This window comes from Stenotrophomonas sp. 89682_Sma, assembly GCF_056481405.1.
This window is the reverse complement of record NZ_CM151147.1, coordinates 2480760-2507363: the sequence shown is the minus strand read 5'-3', so window position 1 is coordinate 2507363 and position 26604 is coordinate 2480760. Positions and strand designations below refer to the sequence as shown.

Sequence of the window (26604 nt, the reverse complement as noted above, 5' to 3'; positions counted from 1 at the left end):
CATTCAGTCCAGGAAACGATAGCCAACGCCGCGGATGGTGGCGGGAATGCCGATCACGCCGACGTCTTCCAGCTTGCGGCGCAGCTTGCTGACATGGCTGTCGACGGTACGTTCCTGCGCATCACCTTCGGGCAGGCAGGCGTGCAGCAGGTCCACGCGCGCATGCACCTGGCGCGGCGCGCGCGCCATATGCACCAGCAGGCGGAACTCGGTGAGGGTGAAGTTCAGGGCATGCACCTGCTCGCCAAGGCGCACCGTCACCTCGTGGCTGCGCAGGTCGATCTCGAATGGCCCCTGGCGGATCAGGCCATTGGGCTCTTCGACCACGGTACGGGCGCTGCGACGCAGTACAGCCTGGATGCGTGCCACGATCTCGGCCGGGTTGAATGGCTTGGCCACATAGTCGTCGGCACCCACGCGCAGGCCGGTCAGCTTGTCCACGTCCTTGTCGAGCGCGGTGAGCATGATCACCGGCGTGTTGCCGCGCCGCCGCAGTTCGCTCAGCACCTGCCAGCCGTCCAGCTTGGGCATCTGCACATCCAGCAGCACGAGGTCCGGGCGCAGCTGGCGGTGGCTGGCCAGGGCCGCTTCGCCGTCGGCGGCGCGGGCGCTGCGCAGCCCGGAGCGGGCCAGGTAGGCGCCGAGGATATCGGCGATTTCGCCCTCATCTTCGGCAATCAGCACCAAGGGTGCCTGTCGGTTACGGAGTTCGTGCTTCATTGCGTGCTGCGGGTTCGAGGCCAGGGCGGGCAGGGGCGGGATCAGGGGCAGGGTCATCGTCGGCGTTCCAATTCCTGCGCCTCTTCGTTGGCAGCCCACGCCAGGGTAGCCAGCACCAGCGTGCGCTGCAGGCTGGGCTCGAGCGCACCCGCGCCGCGCAGCTGCTGCAGCATCAGCGGGGACAGCGCCGGCGGCAGCTTGCCCCAGCGCGAGGCCATGGGAGTGGCGTTCACCCGGGCCTGCAGCCGCGAGGCCATGCCCACGATGGTGCGCAGGCGCACTGCCAGCAGGGCGGCGACCACGGCGGTGGCAAGGGCAAGGAGCAGATGCAGGGTGACGTTAGCCGCCGGGTGCGTTGTCGCCCAGACCGCCAGGCCGATCAGCGCCAGCGATGCGAGGGATCCGGCGCGGCGTGTGCGGCCGGGCCCATCACTGCGGAACCCCACCAGCGCGGCGGCCCCGAAGCCGGCCAGCAATGGGATTACCGGATACGGCGCGACCCACATCCATGTGCTGCTCGATGCCAGCACCAGTGCGATCAACCACGGCGAAGGCGCACACCATGCCAGGTAGGCACGACGCACATCGATGGGTGGCAGGTCTGGGTAGGAAGGGGACACGGCAGGCTGGCAGTCGGCAAGGCCGACGAGGCTAGCGCCCGTTGATGGAGACTCGGTCGAGATTGTGTCGAGATTGCGTGGATGCGAGCTATCGCGTTCAGGCCCGGGGCTGATGCCTGAACGGCTGCCGCGCCTCCATGCAATCTCCACAGTGGCTCCAAGAAACGTCCATCGGTGGCTTCCAGACTGCGGTTTCGGCGGTCGCACGGGGCGACTGCACCCAACCGGGCGTTTCGATGAGCAACCGCAGGACCTGGATCATTGCCGCCACCGTGGCAACGCTGGCCGCCGGCGCTGGATGGTGGACGTTTGCCGACGATGATGATGCCGCGCTGATCACCGCACCGGCAAGGGTGGCGGATCTGGAGAAGACCGTACAGGCAGTCGGCCGGGTCAATCCGAAGGAGCTGGTGGCGGTGGGCGCGCAGGTCTCGGGGCAGGTGAAGCGCCTGCATGTAGTGCTGGGCCAGCACGTACAGGCCGGCGACCTGATTGCCGAAGTGGATTCACAGCCGCAGCGCATTGCCCTGCGCAGTGCCGAAGCAGCCACCAACACACTGCGTGCGCAGCACGCGGCCAGCCAGGCGCGTTACAGCCAGGCCCTTCGCACGTACGAGCGCCAGTCGCAGCTGGTGGCATCGCGGCTGGTCTCGCAGGAAGGCTTCGAAGCGGCCCGTGTGGCGCGCGATGCGGCGCGCGCGGAGGCCGCCGCGTTGCAGGCGCAGATCGACCAGGCGGTGACCCAGGTGGAAACCGCACGGATCAACCTGGGCTATACCCGCATCGTCTCGCCCAGCGACGGCTACATCGTGGCCATCGTGACCAAGGCAGGACAGACGCTGAACTCGATGCAGACCACGCCGACCATCGTGATGCTGGCGCAGATGGACACGATGACCGTGCGTGCCGAAATTGCCGAGGCTGATGTGGAACTGGTGGCGCCGGGGCAACCGCTGTGGTTCTCGACCCTGGGGCCGAGCGGTCGCCGCTATGAGTCCCATCTGCAGCAGCTGGAGCCAGCGCCATCTTCCATTGCCGACGTCGCGACCGGCAATGCAGGCGGCTCGGCGCAGTCGCCCAAGGCGGTGTACTACGCCGGCCTGTTCGATGTGGCCAACCCCGGCCTGAAACTGAAACCATCGATGACGGTGAAGGTGACCGTGCAGCTCGCGCGCGCCGCCAATGCGCTGCAGGTGCCGTTGACGGCGCTGGTCGCATCGGACGACATGGATGGCAACCGCGGCACCGTGCGCGTGGTCGACGCCAAGGGCCGCGTCCGCGAGCGTGCAGTGACGACCGGCCTGCGCACCGCTACCGCCGTGCAGATACTCAGCGGCCTGCGGGCGGGTGAGAGCGTGGTGATCGGCCAGGCGCCCAGCGGCGGCGAATCCGAACCGACCAGCCTGCTTGGGATGTGAACATGGCCGACGCACTGCTGGAACTGCATGGCGTATCGCGCAGCTATCGCTCGGGTGCTGGCGAGGTTGTGGTGCTCAAGGACGTCTCCCTGCGCATCGACGCCGGTGAATTCATCGCCATCATCGGCCCGTCGGGCTCGGGCAAGTCAACGCTGATGAACATCCTCGGCTGCCTGGACAGGCCGACCGAGGGCAGCTATCGGGTGAACGGCGAGGCCACCGAGCGGATGGCACCGGATACGCTTGCACGGCTGCGCCGCGTGCATTTCGGCTTCATCTTCCAGCGCTACAACCTGATGGAGAACCTGAGCGCTACCGAGAACGTAGCGCTGCCGGCGGTCTATGCCGGCATGGAGGCGGAAGCACGCACGGCCCGCGCGCGCAGGCTGCTGGAAACGCTCGGCCTGGGCGAGCGCACCGCGAACCGGCCGAGCCAGCTGTCCGGTGGCCAGCAGCAGCGCGTGTCCATTGCGCGCTCGCTGATGAACGGCGGCGCCATCGTATTGGCCGATGAGCCGACTGGCGCGCTCGATCACGCCAGTGGCCAGCAGGTGATGGCCGAGCTGAAGCGCCTGCATGCACAGGGCCACACGGTGATCCTGGTCACGCATGACGCGGCGATCGCGGCCAATGCCAAGCGGGTGATCGAGATCGCGGACGGCCGCGTGGTGGCAGATCGCGGTGAGCGTGGCCCGGATTCTGCATCCGTAGCAACCGCGCCCGAACACGGTGGGTCATCGGTCACAGAGCGCCGCGCACGCATGGACGCAGTACGCGAGGCCGCGCGGATGGCCGTGCGCTCGATGCTGGCACATCGCCTGCGTACCCTGCTGACCATGCTCGGCATCATCATCGGCGTGGCGGCCGTGGTGACCGTGGTGGCGCTGGGCAAGGGCGCCCAGGCGCAGGTGGAGTCGCAGATCAACGAACTCGGCGCCAGTACGCTGGAGATCTTCCCGGGTGCCGATTTCGGCGACCCACGCTCGGCGGAGATCGAGACACTGGTGGTCGGCGATGCGGATCATCTTGCGGCGCTGAGCTACGTGGACAGCGTCAGCCCGAACCTGACCGGATCGGTAGCGGCCCTGCAGGGCAGTCGTCGTGCCAACACGCAGGTGCTTGGCGTGGGGGCCGACATGCTGCGCGTGCGTGGACTGCGACTGAAGGCAGGGCGGTTCTTCACCGACGCGGAAGTGGGTGAGCATCGTGCGCTGGGTGTGGTCGACCAGAAGGCCGCCAAGGCGCTGTTCACGGGCAACCCGATCGGCAGCACGGTGCTGCTGGGCGGCATGCCGGTGGAGGTGATCGGCGTGGTGGGGGCCAATGCATTCGCTGGCGGCGCGACCCCTACGGTCTACGTGCCCTACACCTCGGCGGCTTCGCGACTGCTGGGCAGCCAACGCCTGGAGAGCATCACCGTACGCGTGCGCGACAACGTACCCACCAATGCTGCCGAGGCCTCGCTGGGCGCCGAACTGGAGCGGCTGCACGGTCGCCGCGATTTCTTCATCTACAACGCCGACCAGATCCGCAAGGCGGTGATGAAGTCCAGCCAGACCCTGGCGGCACTGGTCTCGGCCATTGCAGCCGTGGCGCTGGTGGTGGGTGGGGTGGGAGTGATGAACATCATGCTGGTGTCGGTGAAAGAACGCGTGCGCGAGATTGGCGTGCGCCTGGCGGTGGGCGCACGGCAGGGTGACATCCTGCGCCAGTTCCTGATTGAGGCGGTGCTGATCTGCCTGTTCGGCGGCGTGCTGGGGGTGCTGCTTGCCTTTGGCGCGGGGGCGCTGTCCAGCCTGCTGTCGCTGGGTGTGCCGTTCCTGTTCACGCCAGGACCCGTGTTGGCTGCGCTGGCGTGCTCGTCGGCAATCGGGCTGGGCTTCGGCTACTTCCCGGCACGCAATGCAGCGCAGCTGGACCCGATCCAGGCGCTGGCGGCCGAATAGGGTCGCGCCCGCTGCTGGAACCAGCAGGGCCGAGCCCGCGCTCGGCTGCCCTTCTGCCAGGCCACGATGAGCGCTGCGCGCAGCAAGCCGAGCGTGGGCTCGGCTCTACAGGAGCGGCGCCGGCGGCGGCGTGGGTGTGTCAGCGCGGCGGGAACTCAATGACGATGTCATTCAGCGGCAGTTGATTCCCATGCCGCGCGGTCACGCCGGATGTCCAGGCATCCCCTTGACCGAACAGCTGCGCTTCGCTTTCAGGGCCGAAATCGTTGAAAGCCTGGAAGACATAGGGGATGCCCTCGGAGCCTTCGAACGTTGCCTTGTTGGAGAGCTGGAAGTGCAGATGCGGGGCGGCGGAGTTGCCCGACTGGCCAAGCTGGGCCAGCGCCTGCCCGCGCTGGACGCGCTGCCCGGGTTCCACCTTGATGCTGCCGGTGCGCAGATGGGCGTAGCTGGCAAAGATGCCCGGTGAAATTTCCAGGACAACGTAGTTGCCAAACAAGCCATCCGCCGTGAGCGAGGCGGGTTCCGGTTGCGCGGTCAGCGGCGCATGTTCGGGTTGCCCATCACGTGTCGCGCGCACGATGCCATCGGCCACGGCCAGCACGGGTGCTGCATAGCCCACCCAATCCGAATGACGGGTGTGCTGCAGATCCCTGGTCGTTGGGCGCACGGCGCGCCCATGTTTGTCGACGCCTACCAGATCGAGCGCGAAGCGCTGCGGAATGGTCAGGTCACCATTCACCGCCACAAGGCTGCCCCAATGGTGTGACTGCGCCGCGCCGGGCCCTTCATGGGCGAGCCATCGGCCACCCCGAAGGGGCGGGCCGAGCGCCATCACCTTCGCCGCGCTGACCGCAACACGGGCGCCGTCCAATTCCACGCTACCGTGGTGCCCGGTGCCCAGCAGCATGCGGTGCCGGAGGGTATGTGGCACGCGATCGGCGATGGGCAGTGACAGCCACAGGAACACCACCAGGCGTTTGCCCGGTGCAATGGATACCGCGCCATCCTCCGAAGGCGACGGCCGCACCCAGTGGCGCAGGGCAGCGCCATCCAGGCTCAGCAGCGGGGTTTCGGCATCGTCGCCGAACACCTGCAGCGATTGTGGCAGCAGCACACCGGTATCGCCGTAGTAGTTGGTGATGTGCAGCTCGTAGGCCAGATGGCGCAGGCCGTCGCTGCCGATGAAGGGCGTCGGTGCGAAGGGCACGCGTGCTTCAACCGGTGCAGGCACTGGCGCTGGCAACGTGACGGAAGGAAGCAGCAACAGCAGCAGAGCCAGACAGACGCTGCGGATCATGCGTGTCCCCCCAGGCCGACAGTGGCCGCTGCCGAGCATAGCGCTACGCAGGGGGCACGGGGACACAGATTGACGTATCAGGGTCCCGGCCGGGGATGCTGGCGCACGCGTGCGCGTTCCCGATACAGCCGACTGTCGGCACGCTGCAGGGTATCGGCCACCGATTCGCCCGGGGTGTGGTGGGTCGAACCGAGCGAGAACGGCGTCGGTGACTGTCCGGCCTTCTGCACATACCACAGTTCCAGCGCGGCCAGCCGTCCCGGTTCCGGCGCGGTCAGCACCACCATGAATTCGTCGCCGCCCATGCGCACCACATGCTCCGCCGCACCCAGCGGGCCACGCAGGAAAGCGACGAACTCGACCAGCACCGTGTCACCCCGCGCATGGCCCTGGGTGTCGTTGATCTGCTTGAAATGATCCAGATCGAACATCAGGCAGGCCCATGGCTGGTCAGCCAGTGCGTCCAGGCGAGGCAGGAAGCGCCGGTTGTAGCTCTGGGTGAGCGGGTCCTTGAAGGACATCTCGCGCAGTTGCTGTTCCTGCATCCGCAGCGCCGTCACGTCCTGCGCATGGCCCAGCACGTACGGCGGACTGGCCTCGCTGTCGAGCACATTGTGATAGGCCCAGAAATGCCGGCTGCTGTCCGCGGCGATCAGCTCGATGACGCCAGCATCGGTGTGATTCACCGCAATGCGCTCGAGATAGGCCTTGAAGGCGGCGCGCTTGTCCGGCGGCATCAGGTCGCACAGGCTGCGCCCGATCATCTGGCTCTCATGGAAGCCCAGTGACTGCACGGCCGCCGGGTTGACCGATGTCAGCACGCCGTCCAGCGTGTGGGTGCAGATCAGCCCAAGGCTGTAGTGGAACAGGCGCCGATAGCGTGTTTCGCTCGCCTCCAGGGCGTCCAGTGCAGCGCGCTCCTCGGTGATGTCCTGAATGGCGCCGACCAGCCGGGGCCGGCCATCGACCTGTTGCCGTCCACCCACCGCGCGGGTCCAGATGGCACGTCCGTCGGCAGTGGTCATCGGCAGCTGCAGTTCCCAGGAGATGCCCTCGTCGACGCAGCGTTGCACTGCCGCACGGATGATGCTGCGGCTGTCCTCGCGATAGAAGGACAACGCGGTTTCGAGCGTCGGTTCGAAGTTGCTGCGCACGCCGTGGATCTGCTTGGTCTCGCGGGTCCAGCGGACCTCGTTGCTGACCAGGTCCATTTCCCAGCCACCCACGCGCGCCGCGCGGTTGGTGCGTTCCAGGAAGTCCTCGCTGCGCTTCAGCTCTCGATGCAGGGCTTTCGCCTGGCCAACCTGCGCCATCAAGGTACTGCGCTGTTCCAGTACCTGGGTGGTGACCCGCGCCAGATGCACCATCAGTTCGCGCTGGGAGGGAGACAGCACGCCGGGCATCGGGTCGAGCAGGCACAGCGTGCCAATGCGTGCACCATGGGCCGAGCCCAGCGGGATGCCGGCGTAGTGCCGGATGCGCGGCCCGGCGGTCACCAGGGGATTGGTCGAGAACCGAGGCTCCTGGCGCGCGTCGGGTATCTCGAACAGCTCGTCGTGACGGATCGCATGCGTGCAGAAGGAGATCTCGCGGGCCGTTTCGGTGACGCCCTCCAGCCCGATATTGGCCTTGAACCACTGCCGGTCTTCGGCCACCACGGTGATCAGTCCCATGGTCATGCCGGTCGCGGCGCGGGCGGCGGCGACGATGGCATCGAACACCGGCTCAGGGGGCGTATCCAGCAGATGCAGTCGTTCGACTTCGAGCAGACGTTCGGCTTCGTCCATGGCGCTTTTCAGGGCTGGGTGGCGAGGGCGGTTGCGGCGGCTGGCTGGCGCTACGCTAGTGCGCACGGCGTTATGTATCGCCATGGCGGAGTGATGCCGATGTGAGGTGGCCGCGCCCGCTCAGTGTTGTTGGAGCGATGCCTGCAGGGCGGTGGCCAGTGCGGCATCGCCGGATAGCAAGTCCTGCCAGCGTAGCGTGATGCCCTTGCGTCGCCCCTTTTCGACCAGCTTGAGGCCTTCGGGGTCCACGGTGAGGGTATAGGGCCGGCCATCGATGTCCAGTTCGCGACGCAGTGGTTTGTCGAGCGGGGTCATCATCGTTTCCTCGCAGGGGCGGGAGTACGACGTGGCTGGATCGATACGTGACGATTGTCACGGATGTGCCAGCGCCAAGGGAAATCGACAGCGCGGGTAATGCCGATGCGTGGACCCACTATCGGGTCGGACGGAGGCGGGGTCCCATCGCTTGCGATCACGATGCCATGGCTGCCGGTCACCAGGTCGGCGCCGTCGAAACTGCTGTCCAGCCCGAATGCCTGCGAGAGCTTGCCGGGGCCGCTGGCCAGATCGCGGTCCCGGCGCGCGGTGGGGCGCAGCTCGTGCATGCGCTCAAGGCCCGCCAGCGGCTCGACGGCCCGAAGCAGCACCGCCACGCCGTCACCGACCTCTCCGCAGACCACGTTGCTGCCCCAGTGCATGCCGTAAGTGAAGTAGACATACAGGTGGCCGGCCTCACCGAACATGCTGGCCGTGCGCGGCGTCTGCCCCCGATAGGAGTGCGCCGCCGGATCGACGCTGCCCGCGTAGGCCTCGACTTCAACGATGCGACCGGTTCGGCCATCGTTACGGACCAGAAGTTTGTTGAGCAGCTCGGGCGCAACCTCGACAGGCGGGCGCCGGTAGAAGCTGCGCGGGAGGATCTGAAGAGAGGCGGGCAACCAATCCGGCACGGTAGAAGCAGGCTCGGGCAAATGTTGGTGGGACTGTGGCATTGGACTGGTGAAACGGGCGCAGACGCAGCGTCATTCCGGCGCGGGCGGCGGCGCCAGCGTGGCGCGCCGGGCGGCATAGACCTCGGGCGTCTGCGGTTTGATGAACAGTGCCACCAGTTCCGGATACTCGCGCTTTACCGCCGTTTCGATGCGGGTGATGCAGGCTTCAATCTGTGGGGTCTGCCGATCGTCCTCGAACTCGGCGCTGAGCATGGCCACCACCTGTTCCGGGCCCATCTGCATGGTGGTCACGCCATTGGCGCGGCGCAGGTCCGGATCGGTTTCGGCCACCGCCATGATCCGCTCGGCCACCGCGGGGTGGGCAGGCTCTCCAACCAGCAGGCCCTTGGTTTCACGGGCCAGGAGGAAGGCGGTTGCGGCCAGCACGCCGGCGATGCACAGCGACGCCACACCATCAAGCACCGGCATATCCAGCACCTGAGCGGCCACGAGCCCGATCAGTGCGAAACCCAGGCCCAGCAGGGCGGCGCTATCCTCCAGCAGCACGGTAAAGGTGGAAGGATCCTTGCTGCGGCGGAACGCTTTGAAGTAGCCGAGCTTGCCCTTGGTGCGCCGGAACTCGCGCAGCGCCACCCACCATGAAGCCCCTTCGAACAGGATGGAGATGCCCAGCACGCTGTAGCTCAACGCGTGGTTGGTGGCCGGCTCCGGCTGGCGGATGTGCTGGATACCTTCGTAGGCCGAAACGCCGGCGCCGGCAGCGAACACCAGCAGGGCGACGATGAAGCTCCAGAAGTACAGCTCGCGGCCATAGCCGAATGGATGGACCGGGTCCGGCGCCTTGCCGGCACGGCGCAGTCCATACAGCAACAGCAGTTCATTAAGGGTGTCGACCAGCGAATGCACGCCTTCGCTGAGCATGGCCGAGCTGCCGGAGATGCCGGCAGCGATGAACTTGGCGATGGCAATGGCGAGGTTGCCGGCGAGTGCGGCATAGATGACCAGGCGGGAACCGGTGGGAGCGGACATTTCGGCGGCGGGGCGAGGCGGACGCCTGATCTTCCCGTTCAGCGCGTGCCCACTGCGTGCACGGTGCGATCAGCGTCCCTTGGGATTGAGATACAAACGCGCCCCATCCGATTCACGGTACCCCGTCCAACGCCCACCTCCCGACGCGCGGAACCGCCCGAACACCGTATTGCTGGTGTCGGTCAGCTGCAGCTGGTTGCCCGACAGCACCCAGCGGTTGGCCGAGAAGAAGCCATCCGGGCAGCCGGCAGGCACATAGGCATTGTAGCCGCCGAACCACTCGATGTTCTTCAGCTCGATGGTGCAGGTGCTGCCGTTCTCCTGGCCCAGTGTCCAGCTGCCGAACAGGTCGCTGTCGCGCACATCGGGGCCGCCACGGTGGCGGTCGTGGCCCCAGTTGTCGTTGTCGGCGTGGAAACCGAAGCCCACGTCGATCTCTTTGCTTTCGCTGCGTGACTCGGACTGCGAGCTGCCGCTGGTGGTGGTCTGGGTGGTCACCGCGCCACTGCCCTGGGTCTGGGTGCTGCTGGATTGCGTGGTCTGGTCGGTGTGGGTGGTCTGTTCGCCGAAGCCGAACGAGGCGTCCTGGGCCAGGGCGGGCAGGGCCAGACAGCACAACGCGGACAGGCAGGTGCGAGCTAGCACGGCAGCCATTGCAGCATCCTCGGAAGGGTGGACCGCGCGAGTATCGAACCGGTGGGGCGGGAGACGGTGTGAGGGTGTGCCCTGGGGCAGCCCAGCGAAGGCTAGGTGCTGTCTGCTGAAGGCTAGTGCCGGCCGCCGGCCGGCTCCTCTTTGGCACCCAGAGACCGAAGGAATGCCGGCCAGCGGCCGGCACTACCCGCAGCCAGGCAGGGCTTGGCCCTACGGGTCGGGCTTCACCCGCACCACCCGTTTCCGGTACTCGTACACGTTGTCGCCACGGATGCGCTTCTCCTCGGTGCCGGTGACCCGGCCGACCTGCTGGTCCGAGCCGGTGATGGGCTTTGCCTCGATCTCGGTTTCATGCTCGAAGGAGTGGGATTTGTCGGTGTTGCGGTAATAGCGGTACAGCGCCCAGTACAGCGCGGTTGCGCCGGCCGGACCTGCCGCCAACAGCCAGAGGCCACTGTCGTCGCTCATGTCGATGCCACCAGGAATGCTATTGCGAGGGCTTCAATGACGGTGCCGGTGGCCAGTGCCGCCAGCAGCATCTTCCATTGCTGCACGGGTACGCTGCCCATGGTCTCGCCGGTGCGGCCATTCACTGCGATGTAATGCAGCATGCCGCCGTTCTTTCCAGGCTGATGATAGGAATACAACCACACCGGCAGGTACATCGATACCCAGCGGGTACCATGCACCTCCAGCTGTTCCTGTTCCCAGCGCACGCCACGGTTGTAGCGCTTCACCGAACCTTCCACCTGTGAACGGGCGATCGACAGCAGCTGGTCTTCCAGTCGCGGCCGCAGTTTCTCCACGTCCAGATTGCGCTTCTCCGAAGTGAAGCCGGCCAGGTACGAGGCGTTCCATTTCACCGCGTTCTTGGTGTCGAACGGCAGGATGGTGTTGATGATGTTGTTGGTGTTGGCGCGGGTATCGAGATTCCCGCGCTCGGCCGAGGATTCCAGTGGCAGGTCATCGACGGTGAAATCCACCTGGCGCTCGACCTGGTAGACATCGGCGTCGTACAGGGTGCGCTTGTTCTTCTCGCTGCCCACCGTGTATTCGCGCGTCTTGATCTCGCCCTTGCCGGCCACGGCCGCGCTGACATTGCTGTCGACGATCATGTAGGGCAGGAATACGCCCACCACGTTTTCCGGGGTGAACTGGTCCTTGAACGCCTTCAGCGCGAACATCCGGCGCTTGTCGACGAACTGGCGGATGCGCGCGACTGCGTCGTCCTTCCTGATATGGAAGGGCAGCACCGCATCAGGCACCGCGCCATTGCTGATCTGCTCGTTGACGCCGAAGACGTGGCGGCACCAGTGGCAGCGCGCTGTCATCGTGCTTTCGGTGTTGACCGTGACTTCGGCGCCGCATCCGGTGCACTTGAACGTCATCAATGCCGAAGTGTCGGCGTCGATGTCGCGTGCGCCGGAGGCAATGACGGTGCCGCGCAGCTGGTCGATGGCCTCGCCCAGCCCGAATTCCTCCTCGACCCGCGCGCCATGCCATTCGTGACGGCAGTACAGGCAGACCAGGATATCGGTGCCGGCCTTGGGCCGGATGTCGGTGGCGCCGCACTTCGGGCAGCGGTTGAGGCCATCCTTCAGCTCGCTGGCCGAGGTGTCGATGGCAACCGGATCAGGCGCTTCCACTTCATCGCGGATCGCCTGCGGCAGCTTCGAGGTGTCCAGCGGGAAGCTGCCCGGCAGGGGAGGGACGTCCTGCGGCGAACCCGGCCCATCCAACGACGCCGCCGGCAAGGGCGGCGGCGTCGCGGGCACGGATCCGGGCAGCGGCGGTGGGCCGTTTCTGGGATCGGACATGGGGTGTATGCGTCCTGCCGGTTACAGGCCCAGTGCCTTGGCCTTGAGCGCGTCGTAGTCACTCTGGGTGATCAGGCCCAGGTCCAGCATTTCCTTGGCCTTCTTCAGCTTGGCGACCGGGTCGTCCGCAGCCGGGGCCACCGGCTGCTGCATGCCGCCGACACCGAACATGCCAGATGCCATGCCGACACCGACCAGGCCTGCCGCGCCGCCATTCTCGCCTGCCGACTGGATGCCCTGGGCAACGCTAGCCTGCAGGTTGGAGTTGCCGCGCGAACCGGACAGCGCATCGGCGCGCTGCACGGTCTTCAGCAGTTCGCGGGTGTTGGCGTCGTACTCGATGGAGACGATGGCGGTCTTGACGATGGCCAGGCCGCGGTCCGACTTCCACTGGTAGCCCTGCTCGACCGCGGCCGACAGGCTCTGCGCGAAGCCCAGCGAGTCCTGCTGCAGCTTGGTGATGCGGTTGCCCTTGCCCGGGTCGTTGGTGTACAGGCTGAAGGCCGGTGCCAGCGAGCCGACCACTTCATTGAACAGCTGGCTGGCGGCGGCATTGTCCAGATCGGTGAAATCGAACACCTGACCCGGACGCAGATAGCTGGCCGGCACGAAGTTCTTCACGAACAGGATCGGGTCCACGATCTTCAGCGTGTACGAGCCACGGGTGACCGCGCCGACCTGGGTGTTGAGGAAGCCGTCGTCCCAGTAGATTTCCGACTGGGTGCCGAAGCGGTTGTCCGGCAGTTCCTTCAGCGAGACGAAGTAGGCGGCCTGCTGCGAGCTGGGCTGGCCGCCGAACTTGAAGCGCTCCCAGCTCTGCTTGATGAAGGTGCTGACCAGGCCGTCGCCGGCAAAGATCGACTGCGAGTTCAGATCGTCCGAGCGCCACTCATAGCCACCCGGTTCGGCGACGAACGCAGTGATCGCGCCGTCCTGGAACAGCAGCAGGCCGTAGCCTTCGGGCACGATGATCTTCGAGCCGTTGGTGATGATGTTGGACGAGCCGCTGGTGTTGGAGCCGCGGCCGGCATTGGTGCCCTGCGGCACCGCCGCGAACAGGGCCGCCGTGGACGGCAGGCCCGCCGGCACGGTGTAGAAGTCCTTCCACTGGTCGGCCAGAACACCGCCAACCGCACCCTTCACCGCCTGTACCAGACCCATGTCCAACTCCCTGTGATTCGAGGGCAGGCACCGTGCCTGCCGAGCTGGACTGAATATAGCAGCGGTAGGGGGCGGCAGTAGTGCCGGAACATGAATCCGGATCAGCGCCGGCCAGGGCCGGTTGGCCCGGCCCGTACAGCCTGCAGCACGGCCGCCATGTCCAGCGCCCCCGACCCGGACGCCAGTGCCTGTGCGAACAGCGCGTCGCTGGCGTCGATCAAGGGCGCATGCATGCCCACCTCATGGGCGGCAGCGGCTACCAGCCCACTGTTCTTGCGCACGTCGGTGATCGACGCCTGCACGCTGAAGTCACCACGGACCATCTTGTCCAGCTTGATTCGCGATACTTCGCTGGCCATCGGCCCTGCGTTGAGCACCTGCGCGAAGCGGTCCAGCTCGATGCCGTGGGCTTCGGCGAAGTGCACCGCTTCGGCCAGGCCGGTGACCAGGGTGATCAGGTACAGGTTCACGGCCAGTTTCATGCGCAGCGCGGACGGCACTGCACCACAGCACACCGTTTGCCTGCCCATCGGTGCAACCACTGGGGCGGCTGCCGCGAGGTCGACATCCGCGCCGGCCAGCAGGATCACCAGCTGCGCCGCTTCGGCCTGTACGCGTGAGCCGGACACCGGCGCCTCGACGTAGCGGCCGCCCGCGGCACGGATCTGCTCGGCCAGCGCCTGCGAGTACGCTGCCGAGCTGGTGCCCATGTTGATCAGCAGGCGGCCCTCGACCCGCTCACCGAACGCCGCGCCATGCCGATCGAGCACACTGTCGATCGCATCGTCATTGGCCAGCATCAGGATGAGGGTGTCGCAGGCCGCGAATACTTCGTCCACTGCCTTGCAGACGTCGATGCCGGCGGCGCGCGCGGCCGCATGGTTGCGGTCGGAGCGCGACCAGCCGCATACCTCGTAACCTGCGCGAGCCAGATGGGCCGCCATGGGCGTTCCCATCACTCCAAGTCCCAGGAATCCTATGCGCATGATGGACGTCCGCTGGCCGCAGAGCGCCCATCATGCCATGGGCAGTGGCCGCTAGAGCATGTACGGAATCTTGAAGGCCAAGGTGAAGTCCGGCGCATCCGGGGTCAGGCCGATGCCCAGCAGGGTGACCAGCGTGGTGTGCTGGTTCAGCGCGTAGGTCACGCCCAGATTCAGTGACGCCGCATTGGCGTCGCTGCCGATCACCTTCGTCCACTTGCCGCCCTGGAAGCGGGTCGAAGCACGGGCGCTGATGCGGTCGCTGAAGGACAGGCTGAGGCTGGTGCGTTCATTGAACGCAAAGGCAACACCGGCACCGAAGTACACCGAGCCGCCCAGCTTCACATCACCCGGGTTCACGGTATCCGGATTGCTGTCGATATCGTTGAACCCGCGCGGGATGGAGTGCACGTAGCCGATGTTGGCGAACAGAATCGCCGGATCAGCGGTCTTGACCATCGAGAGACCAAGGTTGGCCTGCCATACGCCGTTGCCGGTGGGCTGTTCGCGCGGCACGGCGAAGCGGATGTAATCGTCGTCATCACGCTCGATCACCTTCCAGTCCAGGCCGTACGGGGCGCGACCGGTTGGTGCGGTTACACCTGCCGTCAGTACCGTCTCGGGCCGCCAGCCACGTTCCCCGAACAGCCGGTAGTTGGCGCTCAGGCCGATATCGCCCAGGCCGTTGCCATTGGTCTCTTCCTGTGCGATGGCAGCGGCTGCGCCGCCCGCCCCACCTTTCTGGTAGACCGTGCGCCGTGCCAGGTAGGGCACGTCCAGGTTGAGCGTGAGGTTCGGGCTGACGCCCCAGCGTGCAGCCAGGTTGTAGGTGAGCGAATCGGACTCCACGTTCTCGATGGCGATGTTGCCGAGGAAGATCGCGTCCAGTGCGAGGAAGCCGTTGAGGGTGAGCTGCTTGCGGTCGTAGCGGGCGTAGGTGAGGCTGTTTTCGACGGTGAAGCGGCGGGAAAACAGGGCCGATTGCTGCTGCTTCACATCATCCACGCTGCGTCGCGACTCCTGCTTGGCCTGCTGCGCCTCGGCCGCCGTGCTGGCGTAGCCCTCGCTGCTTGGTGGAACGGCTGCACCTGCACCGCCCTGTGGTGTCGAGCCATGCTCGACTGCCGTTGCCGGAGCAGTCGCGACTGCCGGACCCATGGGTCCAACCCGGCCACTCAGTCGCGCCTGCATGGCCTGCACCTGCATGTCCAGTTCGCGCAATCGTCGAACTTCCTGGGCGTAGTTGCTCTTGAGCTGCTCCAGCTGGTTGGCCAGGGCCTGTACGTCCGCATTGTCGTCGGCCGCCGCAGGAGGCGCGGCGAGGGCGGTGCCCGCCAGCGCCGCCAGCGCCAGCGGGGTGATCCTCAGAAGGGTGTGCATGTTCGTGTCCTGCGTTGTGGAACGCGTCCCCCCAATGCCGTGCCGTGCTACTGGCCCGGCCCCATGCCGCGGTTCAGCGCGATTGCCTGGGCCACGTTCTGGCTCAACGGCAGGTTGCCGCCCGCGGTGTTCCTCACCAGTTCCAGCCGCAGCTGGTTGCTGGCTGCCTGGCCGTCACCGGCCAGGGCAATGCCCTGGCCGACGCTGCCATTGCGTATCCATTGCTGCACCAGCCCCTGGCCGTCCACCTGCAGCATCAGGCGTGCCTGGTTACCGTCCAGCACGGCACTGGCACTGATGCCGGCCTTCTGTGCGCTGGCCGCATGAGCGCCGTCGGATGTCGCCACGGGCACGGCACCGTCACGCACCACCAGCGTGGTGGCGTTGCGTGCGACGTTGCCATCGCCGGCCACCTGCACGCTCTGCACCAGCCCACTGGCGTTGGCCAGGCCGGTGCTGTCGATGCTGCGGCCCTGCGTGCCCGGCAACGGCGCGTCGGCGGCGGTCACATGCACGCTGGGCTGGAAGCTCAGCTTCGGGGGGCCACCGCTGCGGAAGTCCATGCCCAGCGTCAGCGCGCCCTGCAGCGCGGCGCCGTTGCCGGCCTGCCATTGCGAGACCATGGTTACCCCGAACCAGGCCACGGTGTTTCCGCCAACGGTGTAGCGGCCACGCATCAGGTTCAGTTCGGGATCCGGAATTTCCTTCAGGCCGCGTCCTGGCGCGCCCTCGGCTGCAAGCAGGGGCAGGGCAGGGGTTGCCAGCAGCAGGACCATCAACAAGGGGCGGCGGAACATGGCGAAGCCTCCTTCAGAACAGGTCGGCATGGCTGAAGCCGAAGTCGACCAGCTCGGCATCGGTGATCGGCCCCTGTCGCGCGAAGAGCGCGCGGGCACTGGGCCGTTCGTTGGGTTGCAGCAATACCGTGTTGCGATCGAAATCACTGCCGATCACCACGAACACGGCACGTGAGGGCCAGGCCGCCAGAAACTCCGGCAGGGCCAGGCTGCGGTTGCCGAGGATCGGGTCTGCCACTTCCACGATGCCCTCACGGACCTGCTTGAGCACCACGAAATGGCGGAAGCCGCGCACGTCCATCAGTACCAGGCCGGGAACGCGCAGTGTGCGCAGGCGTTGTTCGTCGATGCGGTAGCCGCGCCCACGCATGCCCAGTGACTCCACGTAGCGCTTGATGTCGAGCAGCGAAAAGCCGCGTTCGGCGACCAGCGCCGGATCGGATACCCCCATCATCCCTTCGATGACCGTCGCCTCGTCGGTGTCCAGGTGGTAGGCGTGGCGCAGGATGGTCGCCAGCGCCGCAGCCCCGCAGCTGTAGTCGGTGTGCTGGCGTACCACGTTGCGGTAGCGCCGCTCCTGCATGCTCTCCACCTTCTGCTGTAGCAGCGCACCATTGGGCAGTACGCCACTGAAGCGCACGTCGCCAGCCCACGCAGATGCAGTGGCCAGCAGCAACAGGCACGAGAGCAGGCGCATCGAAAGACGGCAACGGATCATCACGGTCTCCGGCAGCAGGGGGGAGCCCCTGTCCCAAGGGGGAGGAGGAACAGGGGCTCCCGGGAACCCGGCCATTGGCGGACGGCCGGGGTGTTGCGCTTACTCGCCGCTGCCGCCACCACCGCCGGTGCTGGGCTGGGCGACTGCCAGGGCAAGGCTGTTGGCCTGCAGGTTGCCGGTGCCGGAAGCCACGTTTACGCCGATGTTGCCGGAGGCGCCGGAGAAGGCGCTGCCCGACAATGCCGAGGTGTTGGTGGCGTTGACGTTCACCCAGCGCGTGGTGCTGACCGTGCCGCTGAGGCTGGCATACAGGTCGGCCACGCCCAGTTCGACGAACTGGCTGGTGCCACTCTCACGCGTATCGAAGCCCAGGCCGCCCACCCCCGGCCGGTTGGGGTTCATCGTGGCGTTCTGGATCTGGTTGTCCAGGTCGATGTGGCCGGTGCTGTTGCCACCCGGGTGCGGCAGTTCGCCATTCCAAGTGTCCAGATAGTAGTTCGCCATCTGGTAGGCGTTGCCGGTGCCGCGGTAGGTGCCCGCGCCATAGGCCAGGGTCAGGCCGCTGACACCGCCACGCATGCCGACCTGCACGGTATCCGTGTAGGACTGCACGAAGCCGGCGTTGCTGACCGTGTTGCCGGTGGAGACCTGGTTCGAACTGATGCTCGACTGCGCCACCGCCGTGGTTGCTACCGAGGCCGCGAGCGCGTTCTTCTGCTCGTTGTTGTTGCCCGAAGCGATGTTCACGCCGATATTGCCGGACGCGCCGCCGAAGGCATTGCCGCCCAGGCCTGCGGCGTTGGTGACGCCGGAGTTCATGGTGGCGTTGCCGAAGCCAGCCTGGTTGACGAACACCTCGGCGTCGGCCATGCCGAAGCTGAAGGATGCATCGGCAGCGGACAGCGACGCGGCGTTGTCCTGCGCGTTGTTGTCGCCCGATACCACGTTGAAGCCGAGATTGCCCGATGCACCGGCACCGACGCTGTCACCGATGGAGGCGCTGTTGGTGACCAGGCTGTTGCTGGTGGCGTTGTTGCTGATCGACTGGCGGTTGTCGATCACTGCGATGGCGGCCGAGTCGAGGTCGATGTCACCGGTGATGTTCGGGTCGCCGGAGAAGTTGATATCGGTACTCAACCGCAGGTCCTTCTCCAGGTTCACGTCGACGCCGTGGTTGTTCTTTTCCTTGCGTTCGTCGGCCTGGATGTTGCTGTGCTTCTGCACATTGACGTTGACGGTGCGGTTGCGCACATCGTTGTCGGTGTGGTTGTGCGTGTCGTTGCGGGTTTCGCTGACGGTATGGTTGTGGTTGATGTTCGCGTTGGCGTTCTGGTTGTCCCAGCCATTGGCCGCAGCGGCGGTCGAGGCAGTGGCAATCGCCATGGCGAGCATGGTCTGTTTGACGGTCGCTTTCATGGTGCCCTCTCTCTCATCAGGTGGTGCATCGGTTGGGTGGTTGTCACGGGCGGTCCTGCACGACCAGGCCGAGCACATTGGCCGTGTCGTTGCCGCTGCCCGCTATCTGATTGAGTTGCAGGACCCCGTCGAATCCCCGCAGCGCGGTGCTGGCCACACCAACGCTACGGGTGCCCGTCGCAACGCCGCGACCGGCGTCGTCCCGCCCCCCTGCCAACGCGGAACCTTCGGCGGCCAAGGCCGAGTCGTCGGTTTCGCGTATGCCCTGTCGGGCCAGCGTCGCGCTGACGACGTTGAGCGTCGTGTTGGCGATGCCGCTGGCCTGGTTGATGGATGCGATGCCGCTGGCGCCCGCCAGTGCATCGCCGCCGATATCGGCGCGTGCGTGCAATGGTGCCGACAGCACCCGGTTGCCACGCAGCAGTTGCTGGGCGCTGATCGCCACATCGGCGCGCTCGCCGGTGGCGATGCCACGCAGGTTGGCCTGCTGGTTGAGGTCACCGGCGGCCTGGTTCACCGCGATCGCGCCATTGGCACCGGCCAGTGCGCGGCCGTCGATGCGGGCTACATCCAGATAGGCCAGCATGCCGCTGTACTCGTCGCAGTGCGCAAGCGACGGCGCCATCGCCAGCATTAGCAGCGGCAGGTAAGGGCGTTTCACTTGCCACCTGCCGGGGCCGGTCCCTGCAACGGGAACTGGGCGAGGGCGCCGCGCACCGTATCGCCAATGCCGCGTGTGCTGTTGCCCACCGCGCCCAGCGGACCGCTCATGGCGCCGCCGAGGCTGCTGCCGACCATGCCGTCGCTGCTGTGGCCGGCCGTGCCACCAAGGGCCTGCTGGGTGACGCGCTCGACCGTCGTCCCCCCCGGCGCCGATGCCGCAGCGGCGTGCCCTGCACCCATGCCTGCATAGTCCTCGTCACTCAGCTCGTCCATTGCGCCGGTACCGGTGCGGGTGCCAAGCGCGGCGGCGATCTCGCGCTGAGGCTTTGGATCGGCAATCAGCGCCATGCCCGGCGGCGCCATCCGGTAGGCGGGGCGCGCCGACACATCGCGCAACAGGACGATTTCGCCCGGTTGTGCCTTCACCGCTTGGCGCGCGCCGGAAGCGGCTGCGTTCATGGCGACCGACAACAGGGCCAGTGCCAGGGGTGCCGCCAGGCCACGAATGAGGGTGGTGCCGTCCATGCCGATCTCCCGCGATGGGTGCGGCGGAACCACGCATCAACCGTGCCAACTGCCGGAGGCCCGTGCCGCAACCGACGGCCGGGGTGCGGCGCGGCCGGGTGGCGCCAGGGCGTTACAACGGCGTCGGGAAATTGTTGGGATTGCGCAGCCCGCAGCTGCCACAGGGCAAGGCGGATGCCCGACTGTCGCATTGTTGTTACAGGTGACATCGCCGACTGCAACGGTGCCGCTTCAGCCGGTGATTTCTTGACGCGCCGCTCATTGCGCTGGCGTTTAGCGCAGCGCTAGGATCCGCTCATCAAAGGTCGCCCCGGTGGCCGAAGAAGTCCCGGCGGGGGGCGGCACGCCGGTGATTGCCTGACAGTCCGCCGACGGTGTCCGGATGCTGGGGGAAGCATGGCGGCGGTCCCGGAGGCTTCAACATCGCGCTGTGTACTGTGGTTCGGCGAACCGCTGGCGAGCGAGCGCAGCGCGCTGGCGGCCGCGGGCTGGTATGTACGCAGCATCCATCCCGATCCCGGCATGGCCATTGGCCTGCGTGGGCGCGATCGGCTGCTCGCAGTCGTCGATCTACGCCATATGGATGGTCCGGCGCTGCAGCTGCTGATGCCGTGGATCGAACAGCACCAGCATCTGCCCTGGCTGGCAGTGCTGCCGCCCGGCGCAGGGGCCACGCCAACGGCATGGCTGCCGCTGCTGCAGTTCTGCCTGGCGCGTTTCACGCTCCCGTTCGGCCTGCAGGACCTGGTCAGTGCGATGCGCCGGCAGTTCGATGCGGATGAACCCTCTGTTGATGGCGCGTGCAACGGGCAGGGGCCGCGCGCATTGATCGGCGAGAGCCCCGCGTTGCATGCCGTGCGCACGGTGCTGCACAAGTTCGCGCCGGTAGAGTTGCCGGTGCTGGTCACCGGTGAAACCGGCACTGGCAAGGAGTTGGCCGCACACGCGCTGCATGCGTTGTCCGGGCGCGCGGGTAGGCCATTCATTGCCGTCAACTGCGGTGCGATCCCGGCCAACCTCGTGCAGTCGGAGCTGTTCGGACACGAGCGCGGCTCGTTCACCGGTGCCGACAAGCGCCAGATCGGCGTGTTTGAAACGGCCCAGGGCGGCACCGTGTTCCTCGATGAGGTGGGCGACCTGCCGTCGGAGGCCCAGACCAGCCTGCTGCGGGTGCTTCAGGAGGGCACCTTCGAGCGGGTCGGCAGCAGCCAGCCGTTGCGCGCCGACGTGCGGGTGCTTGCCGCAACCCACGTCGAGCTGGAGCATGCCGTGGCCCATGGCCGTTTCCGCAGTGATCTCTACTACCGCCTAAACGTGCTGCGGATGCTGATGCCGCCGCTGCGCGAACGTGGTGCTGATGTGCAGCTGCTGGCCGAGCACTTCCTGCGCTGCTTCCGGTTGCGCCACACGGTGCGCGCACGCGGCTTTTCGCCGGCGGCGATCCAGGCGATGCGCCGCTTCGACTGGCCGGGCAATGTCCGCGAACTGCTCAATCGGGTGCAGCGCGCTGCGATCATGGCCGAAGGCGAGCTGATCAGCGAGCGGGACCTGGAACTGGGCGCGCCGGCGCCGGCCCTGCCCGGCGCGATGCTGCACGATGCGCGTGGCCAGGCCGAACGTGATGTGTTGCTTCAGACCCTGCGCCAGACCGGCTACAACGTGTCCGAATGCGCGCGCCAGATGCAGATTTCGCGGGTGACGGTGTACCGGCTTTGCCGCAAGCACCGGCTGGAGCTGCCCGCGCAGCGCTGATCAGCCAGCCGCCAGGTGCTTGAACAAGCGCAACGGTTTGCCCGCGACGCGCTCGATCACGCCCTTGGCTTCCAGGTCCAGCTGCACGGCCTTCAACCACCAGCCGGCGGTCGCGCCTGCCGGGAACAGCGTGGCGGGCAGGTGTGGCAGCAGTGCCTGTTTCGCCTGCGCAACGGTCAGGCCGGGCGGTTGCGCGGGCAGCGCCCGCAGCAAGGCATGACGCATGGCGAGGTACTTGGCGCGATCCACGCGCTGGATGTGCCCGGGCGTGGTGATGCTTTCGATCTCGATCCGTTCGGGCTCAGGCATGTGTATCTCCCGCGACCTCGATGCGTGGGCTGCGGAAGCCCATGGCGATCCACGCCTTCATCAACCGCGCATAGAAGCGCAGCGACCGGGTCTTCAGGTTCGGCACATCGTCAGGAAGCACAGACGCATCAGGAAGATCACTGACCATGGTCCGCATCTCCACGGCAGGTCTTGTCGATGCAGGCCACAACAGGCCATACAGGCTCAGCCAATGGCCGCCGCTGAACTCCAGGAAGAGCGGCGTATTGCAGCAGCCCGCCAGGACGCGGCGGCTGCCGCCCCTGCTGGACAACCTCAACGCGCGCAGCATGGCATGCCCGGCATCGATGCTGACGCGATCCTTGCGGTGCATTACGAAGAGCGTCTGGCCGTGCGGGCCCAGCACGTCCGGTGCTCGGGGCATCGACTGCAGCATGGCCCCGGCCTCGCGGCAGCTGTCGCAGCAGCATTCGACGGTGGCAATGGGCTGGCCCGTGGCGGTCAGGCGCACCTGGCCGCAGGCGCAGGCAAGGGACTGGTGTGAGGCCATCTTCGTTTTCTCCTGGGGTGGTCATCCTCTCGACGAACCGGGGCGCCGGGAATCGACAACATCCGCCTTCAAGGGCGCTTCATCCGGTAGCGGACGCGGTACAGGTCCAACCCTGCACCGTCCGCGCGCCGCGCCGAATAGGTCAAGCTGCCGGGTTGCGAGCCATCCAGCATCGCGCCGTAGCTGTCGCCGGAGACCTCGTTCAAGGGGGAGGGCAATGCATGGCCCGCGTCATAACGGCCTCCACGCGCGTAGGCAATGAACTGGCGCACCGGTGCACTTCCGAAGTCCTGGGCGCGGGCAAACACCACCGTTCGGCCGTCGCCCAGGAAGGTGGCATCGAACTCCTGCGCTGCGGTATTGAGGTCTCCCGCCAGAGACCGTGCAGGCTGCGCGACGCCACGGACCATCGCTGCGACGTAGAGGTCATGGCCACCCGCACCGACTGCGCGATCGCTGGAGAACAGCAGTGTGGCTGCGTCCGGCGAGAGCATCGGCGCGAATTCATCGGCCGCGCTGTTCACTGCCGGGCCAAGATTGACCGGCTCCCCGAATCGACCATCGCTCCCCATGCTGACCCGATACAGATCGTCGCCGCCCTGGCCGCCTGCGCGATCCGAACAGAAATACACCACGCGGCCATCGGCGGAAAAGGCGGGATCGAAGTCGCGCCCGGGCGTGTTGAACGAGACCGGCGTCGCCGGCCGCCAACGCTGCCCGTCGTGGTGCGAGGCCCAGATGTCATACCCGCCCGGACCGCCGGGCCGGTTGCGGCTGAACCACAGCGCGGTCTTTCCGTCGGGGCTCAAGGTCAGTCGAATCTCGTCGTACTGCGTGGATGCAACGCCTGGGGCAAAGCGCTCGGCCGGGCCGACGATCTGCAGCCCCCTTGATGGAGACGCGGTAGTCGACGCAGCAACCAGCAGCACCACGGCCAACAGCGCCTTCATGCCTGTCGCTCGAAGTCGCTGACCCAGTTGGTTTCCCAGCTGCGCCCACCATCGGCCGAGGCCGCCTGTTCCCAGCGCGCCGAACGCGGGGTAATGCGTGACCAGATCACCCGTGTCTGGATTGATCGACCGTCGTGCTGGTCTTCGCCGAAGAAGCGGCCGACACCGGCCTGGAAACCACCGCGCAGTGGCGCGCCGACCCGGGACGGCTCCCGGCCATCCAGCCACCAGCTCAGCCAGTGCTGCTCCGCCGCATTCCAGGCACGGATGCCCATGCCGCGCAGCGGTGCTCCAGGCACGTCCATCAGGTTGTCACCCACGTTGCCGAATCCTCCCAGTACCGGCCAGTTGTGCAGGGTGCCGTTGAACGCGTCCCACGCATCGCTGCCTGCCAGCCGAGCGCGCAGGCGACGATGGCGCACGTTCCAATGGCCCACCAGGAAATCAAAGTCGCCCGGTGCATCCGGCAGCATCGGAAGCGGAGAGGGGGCCGCAGCAGTGCGGCGGAACCAGTTGCGCCAGTTCACTTCCCAGTGCGCGCCGGCATCATCGGAGAACGCCTGTTCCCACCACGGCTCCTCGCCGTGGATGTCATGCCAGCGGAACCACACATCGATGGGGCGCCCGTCGATCCGGTCGGTGCCACGGAAGCTGCCGGCGTTGCCTTCGAAAACGCCGCGCACGGGGGCTTCGATACGGGCAGGGTTGCGGCCATCGATCCACCAGATCGACCACATGGAAGACACCGGATCAAATGCACGCACGCCCAGGCCCCTGTAGGGGCCCGAAGGCAGCGCCATGACGTTGTCATCGATGGTGCCGAGTCCGCCCAGGGTGAGCCATACCGCGCTGGAGCCGGTGAAAGACTCCCAGCGGGTATCGCCCGCCAAGCGCTCCTTCAGGCGTTGGTGCCGGACCCGCCAGTTGCCCTGCAACCATTTCCAGTCCTCGCTGTGGCTGGCGACGGCGCACGCGGAGGGCAGTGCCGTGGAAGCTGCCGCAGCGGCCAGGGTGGCCAGGAATTGCCGTCGATCCATGTGAGTGATCCCCTACCGAAGGTGCCTCCATCGTTGCGGGCACGAGGGGGATTGACCACGCAGATATCGGGGCTCAGGCTAAGCCACACTTATGGTGACCCAACGCCAGCTGCCATCGCTTGCCGCCATCCGTGCCTTCGAGGCGGCGGCGCGGCTGGGCAGCTTCGCGCGTGCCGCCGAGGAGCTCGACACCAGCGCGGCATCGGTGAGCTACCACGTGCGGCGGCTGGAGGCCCAGACCGGTACCTGCCTGTTCCTTCGCCATGCACAGCACGTAGAACTGACGGCGACGGGTGCCAGCGTCGCCCAGGAGGCCACCCGGGCATTCGATGCACTGCGCGCCAGCTTCATGCGCGCCGCTGAGATGGATGCGGCGCGACTGCGCCTGTCCGTGCTGCCCACGCTGGGCACCAGTTGGCTGACGCCGCGACTGGGCACGTTCCGCGCCCGCCACCGGCAGTTCGTGCTGGAGCTGGACCTGTCGGCAGAGCCGCAGGATCTGGCCGCCGGTCACTTCGATGCGGCCATCCGCAATGGCCAGGGCGAATGGCCAGGTCTTCAGGCAACTCCTTTGTTTCCCAGCGTGTTCACACCGTTGTGTGCGCCGGCACTGCTGCCAGCGGCCCGTGGGCTGGGCAGCAGCGCGCTGGAAATTCCCCTGCTCGGGCGGCCGGACTGGTGGGCCCTGTGGTTTGCCGCGCACGGGCACTTTCCACCGCCGGCACCGGACAGTTTCGTCGCGCCCTTTGCCGTCGAGCATCTGGATGTCGGCGCCGCGATCGCAGGGCAGGGCATCGCCATTGGTTCGCCGATCCTGTTCCAGGCCGAGCTGGACAGCGGGCGGTTGGTGCAGGCGCATCCGGGCGTGGCCAGCGACGGTCGCAGCTTCTGGTTCGTGGCACCCACGGCGCGAGGTGGCAGTGCCAAGGTCATTGCATTCCGTGACTGGCTGGTCGAGCAGGCCGTCGAGGCGCGGCACGCAGCCCGCCATTACCTGGCCCGGGCGGTAATGCCATGAGCCAGAGCCCCGAACTGCTGCGGCGCCTGCTGCGTGCCAAGGACCGGATGGATCGGGCCAGCCATGAGGAATGGCCCGTCGCGCGCCTGGCCGAGGTCAGTGCGGTGTCGCCGGCGCACTTCGCCCGCTCGTTCAAGCAGGCCTTCGGGCTGCCGCCGCACCGCTATCTTCTCAGTCGGCGCATCGAACGGGCTGTGGCGATGTTGCGTGACACCGGCCTGCCGGTCACCGAAATCGCCGCGCAGACCGGGTGGAGCAGCCTGGGTACCTTCGGCCGCATCTTCCGTGACATCACCGGCGACAGCCCGGGCAATGTGCGTGAGCGTGAGCGTGCAACCCGCGAGGCGTCGGCCAGCGTGCCGGAATGCCATGCACGCGCCGCGCAGCGCCCGGACCTGAAGATCGCAGTTTTGGAGAAGCGCCGCCGCGAGGCGATTGCTAACGTGGACCCTGCCTGAGGGAGGTCCCATGACGAACACTGTGAACACGGTCGGCCTGTACGTGCGCGACCAGGATGAGGCGCTGGCGTTCTACGTCGGCAAGCTTGGCTTCGAAGTGCATACCGACGTACGCAATGGCAGCTACCGATGGCTGACGGTACGCAGCCCGGGCCAGGACGGTTTCCAGCTGGGCCTGTTCGTGCCAGGCCCTCCCACCCACGACGCCGCTACCGCGCTTTCACTGCAGCAGCTGGTGGCCAAAGGCGCAATGCCGCCGCTGGTTCTGGCCGTGGATGACTGCCAGGCGTGCTACACGCAATGGCTGGCACAGGGCGTTGAATTCACCCAGGAGCCGATCGAGCGCTATGGCGCCGTCGACGCCGGATTCCGCGATCCATCGGGCAATGGCTGGAAGATGATCGAAGCCCGTTCCGAAGCGAGGCGCCGGCAATGAGCCGCGGTGGCTGGGCACGGCCCGTGCATCGTTGGACCTCGATCGTGTTCACCCTGGCGGTGATCGCCAACTTCGTGGTGCGCGGGCTGGGGCAGGGCGAGCCTGCGGCGTGGATCACCTATTCGCCGCTGCCGCCACTGTTCCTGCAACTCTTCACCGGCCTGTACCTGTTCGCGCTGCACTACGCCGGAAAGCGCCGCAGCGCCGCACTGGGCGCTGCGGGCTGAG

The 26604-nt window shown here is 66.9% G+C and carries 29 protein-coding genes; 7 read left to right on the top strand and 22 right to left on the bottom strand.

What is annotated here, in order from left to right; all coding sequences use genetic code 11:
* Window positions 1-3 precede the first annotated feature (3 nt).
* Complete coding sequence (locus ACZK29_RS11585) at window positions 4-720, bottom strand: response regulator (RefSeq protein ID WP_478447086.1); 717 nt, start codon at window positions 718-720, stop codon at window positions 4-6.
* Between the two features lie 53 nt (window positions 721-773).
* Window positions 774-1340 (bottom strand): hypothetical protein, encoded by a 567-nt coding sequence (locus ACZK29_RS11580; RefSeq protein ID WP_478446025.1) that lies wholly within the window; start codon window positions 1338-1340, stop codon window positions 774-776.
* A gap of 236 nt (window positions 1341-1576) precedes the next feature.
* Here ACZK29_RS11580 and ACZK29_RS11575 point away from each other — a divergent pair, with 236 nt between their 5' ends.
* A complete protein-coding gene (locus ACZK29_RS11575; protein WP_478446024.1) occupies window positions 1577-2758 on the top strand; it encodes an efflux RND transporter periplasmic adaptor subunit in 1182 nt (393 codons plus the stop codon).
* A 2-nt stretch (window positions 2759-2760) separates the two neighbouring features.
* Window positions 2761-4704 (top strand): MacB family efflux pump subunit, encoded by a 1944-nt coding sequence (locus ACZK29_RS11570; protein WP_478446023.1) that lies wholly within the window; start codon window positions 2761-2763, stop codon window positions 4702-4704.
* A gap of 139 nt (window positions 4705-4843) precedes the next feature.
* Here the strand turns inward: ACZK29_RS11570 and ACZK29_RS11565 are convergent, their stop codons facing one another.
* From ACZK29_RS11565 to ACZK29_RS11490, 16 genes are all read right to left on the bottom strand, one after another.
* A complete protein-coding gene (locus ACZK29_RS11565) occupies window positions 4844-6004 on the bottom strand; it encodes a M23 family metallopeptidase (protein WP_478446022.1) in 1161 nt (386 codons plus the stop codon).
* A gap of 77 nt (window positions 6005-6081) precedes the next feature.
* A complete protein-coding gene (locus tag ACZK29_RS11560; RefSeq protein WP_111203195.1) occupies window positions 6082-7791 on the bottom strand; it encodes a sensor domain-containing diguanylate cyclase in 1710 nt (569 codons plus the stop codon).
* A 120-nt stretch (window positions 7792-7911) separates the two neighbouring features.
* A complete protein-coding gene (locus tag ACZK29_RS11555) occupies window positions 7912-8106 on the bottom strand; it encodes a hypothetical protein (protein WP_111203196.1) in 195 nt (64 codons plus the stop codon).
* A complete protein-coding gene (locus ACZK29_RS11550) occupies window positions 8106-8741 on the bottom strand; it encodes a DNA-3-methyladenine glycosylase (RefSeq protein WP_459047781.1) in 636 nt (211 codons plus the stop codon). The genes ACZK29_RS11555 and ACZK29_RS11550 overlap by 1 nt, the downstream gene beginning before the upstream one ends.
* Before the next feature lie 72 nt (window positions 8742-8813).
* Window positions 8814-9773 carry a cation diffusion facilitator family transporter gene (locus ACZK29_RS11545; RefSeq protein ID WP_478446021.1) on the bottom strand — a complete coding sequence of 320 codons (960 nt, stop codon included), beginning with the start codon at window positions 9771-9773 and terminating at the stop codon, window positions 8814-8816.
* Between the two features lie 69 nt (window positions 9774-9842).
* Window positions 9843-10427: an AprI/Inh family metalloprotease inhibitor gene (locus tag ACZK29_RS11540; RefSeq protein WP_478446020.1), complete on the bottom strand. Its 585-nt coding sequence runs from the start codon at window positions 10425-10427 to the stop codon at window positions 9843-9845.
* A 210-nt stretch (window positions 10428-10637) separates the two neighbouring features.
* Window positions 10638-10895 (bottom strand): hypothetical protein, encoded by a 258-nt coding sequence (locus tag ACZK29_RS11535; protein ID WP_111203199.1) that lies wholly within the window; start codon window positions 10893-10895, stop codon window positions 10638-10640.
* The gene (locus ACZK29_RS11530; protein WP_106548428.1) at window positions 10892-12244 is read right to left on the bottom strand and encodes a hypothetical protein; all 1353 of its coding nucleotides are present in this window, start codon (window positions 12242-12244) and stop codon (window positions 10892-10894) included. Before ACZK29_RS11530 ends, ACZK29_RS11535 begins: the two co-directional genes overlap by 4 nt.
* Before the next feature lie 21 nt (window positions 12245-12265).
* Window positions 12266-13405, bottom strand: coding sequence for an SPFH domain-containing protein (locus ACZK29_RS11525; protein WP_478446019.1), 1140 nt, complete (start codon window positions 13403-13405; stop codon window positions 12266-12268).
* 101 nt (window positions 13406-13506) lie between these two features.
* Window positions 13507-14349 carry an NAD(P)-dependent oxidoreductase gene (locus tag ACZK29_RS11520; RefSeq protein ID WP_478446018.1) on the bottom strand — a complete coding sequence of 281 codons (843 nt, stop codon included), beginning with the start codon at window positions 14347-14349 and terminating at the stop codon, window positions 13507-13509.
* A gap of 93 nt (window positions 14350-14442) precedes the next feature.
* On the bottom strand, window positions 14443-15768 hold the full coding sequence (locus ACZK29_RS11515; RefSeq protein ID WP_106548438.1) for a transporter: 1326 nt from the start codon (window positions 15766-15768) through the stop codon (window positions 14443-14445).
* 47 nt (window positions 15769-15815) lie between these two features.
* Window positions 15816-16565 (bottom strand): hypothetical protein, encoded by a 750-nt coding sequence (locus ACZK29_RS11510; RefSeq protein ID WP_111203203.1) that lies wholly within the window; start codon window positions 16563-16565, stop codon window positions 15816-15818.
* 13 nt (window positions 16566-16578) lie between these two features.
* Entirely contained in the window at window positions 16579-17283 is a 705-nt protein-coding gene (locus ACZK29_RS11505; protein WP_111113836.1) for a C39 family peptidase, read from the bottom strand.
* Between the two features lie 99 nt (window positions 17284-17382).
* The gene (locus ACZK29_RS11500; RefSeq protein ID WP_106548441.1) at window positions 17383-18699 is read right to left on the bottom strand and encodes an adhesin; all 1317 of its coding nucleotides are present in this window, start codon (window positions 18697-18699) and stop codon (window positions 17383-17385) included.
* Window positions 18700-18742: 43 nt separating this feature from the next.
* Window positions 18743-19333: a hypothetical protein gene (locus ACZK29_RS11495; RefSeq protein WP_111113842.1), complete on the bottom strand. Its 591-nt coding sequence runs from the start codon at window positions 19331-19333 to the stop codon at window positions 18743-18745.
* A 23-nt stretch (window positions 19334-19356) separates the two neighbouring features.
* Entirely contained in the window at window positions 19357-19887 is a 531-nt protein-coding gene (locus ACZK29_RS11490; protein ID WP_478446017.1) for a hypothetical protein, read from the bottom strand.
* Between the two features lie 396 nt (window positions 19888-20283).
* Between ACZK29_RS11490 and ACZK29_RS11485 the strand changes: the two genes are divergently transcribed.
* Window positions 20284-21639 (top strand): sigma-54 dependent transcriptional regulator, encoded by a 1356-nt coding sequence (locus ACZK29_RS11485; protein ID WP_459047773.1) that lies wholly within the window; start codon window positions 20284-20286, stop codon window positions 21637-21639.
* On the opposite strand, the gene ACZK29_RS11480 is transcribed toward ACZK29_RS11485, so the two are convergent.
* The 4 genes from ACZK29_RS11480 to ACZK29_RS11465 form a co-directional block, all read right to left on the bottom strand.
* Window positions 21640-21948 carry a DUF6958 family protein gene (locus ACZK29_RS11480; RefSeq protein ID WP_111203206.1) on the bottom strand — a complete coding sequence of 103 codons (309 nt, stop codon included), beginning with the start codon at window positions 21946-21948 and terminating at the stop codon, window positions 21640-21642.
* On the bottom strand, window positions 21941-22477 hold the full coding sequence (locus tag ACZK29_RS11475; RefSeq protein ID WP_111203207.1) for a GFA family protein: 537 nt from the start codon (window positions 22475-22477) through the stop codon (window positions 21941-21943). The genes ACZK29_RS11480 and ACZK29_RS11475 overlap by 8 nt, the downstream gene beginning before the upstream one ends.
* Before the next feature lie 68 nt (window positions 22478-22545).
* Complete coding sequence (locus ACZK29_RS11470; protein ID WP_111203208.1) at window positions 22546-23427, bottom strand: TolB family protein; 882 nt, start codon at window positions 23425-23427, stop codon at window positions 22546-22548.
* The gene (locus ACZK29_RS11465) at window positions 23424-24464 is read right to left on the bottom strand and encodes a hypothetical protein (RefSeq protein ID WP_111203209.1); all 1041 of its coding nucleotides are present in this window, start codon (window positions 24462-24464) and stop codon (window positions 23424-23426) included. Before ACZK29_RS11465 ends, ACZK29_RS11470 begins: the two co-directional genes overlap by 4 nt.
* Before the next feature lie 91 nt (window positions 24465-24555).
* Here ACZK29_RS11465 and ACZK29_RS11460 point away from each other — a divergent pair, with 91 nt between their 5' ends.
* The 4 genes from ACZK29_RS11460 to ACZK29_RS11445 are packed head-to-tail and all read left to right on the top strand — an operon-like array spanning window position 24556 to window position 26603.
* Entirely contained in the window at window positions 24556-25482 is a 927-nt protein-coding gene (locus ACZK29_RS11460) for a LysR substrate-binding domain-containing protein (protein ID WP_459047770.1), read from the top strand.
* Entirely contained in the window at window positions 25479-25940 is a 462-nt protein-coding gene (locus tag ACZK29_RS11455) for a helix-turn-helix domain-containing protein (RefSeq protein ID WP_164146332.1), read from the top strand. Before ACZK29_RS11460 ends, ACZK29_RS11455 begins: the two co-directional genes overlap by 4 nt.
* Before the next feature lie 10 nt (window positions 25941-25950).
* Window positions 25951-26376 (top strand): VOC family protein, encoded by a 426-nt coding sequence (locus tag ACZK29_RS11450; RefSeq protein ID WP_088479268.1) that lies wholly within the window; start codon window positions 25951-25953, stop codon window positions 26374-26376.
* Window positions 26373-26603 (top strand): hypothetical protein, encoded by a 231-nt coding sequence (locus tag ACZK29_RS11445; protein WP_111203212.1) that lies wholly within the window; start codon window positions 26373-26375, stop codon window positions 26601-26603. The genes ACZK29_RS11450 and ACZK29_RS11445 overlap by 4 nt, the downstream gene beginning before the upstream one ends.
* Window position 26604: the final 1 nt, after the last annotated feature.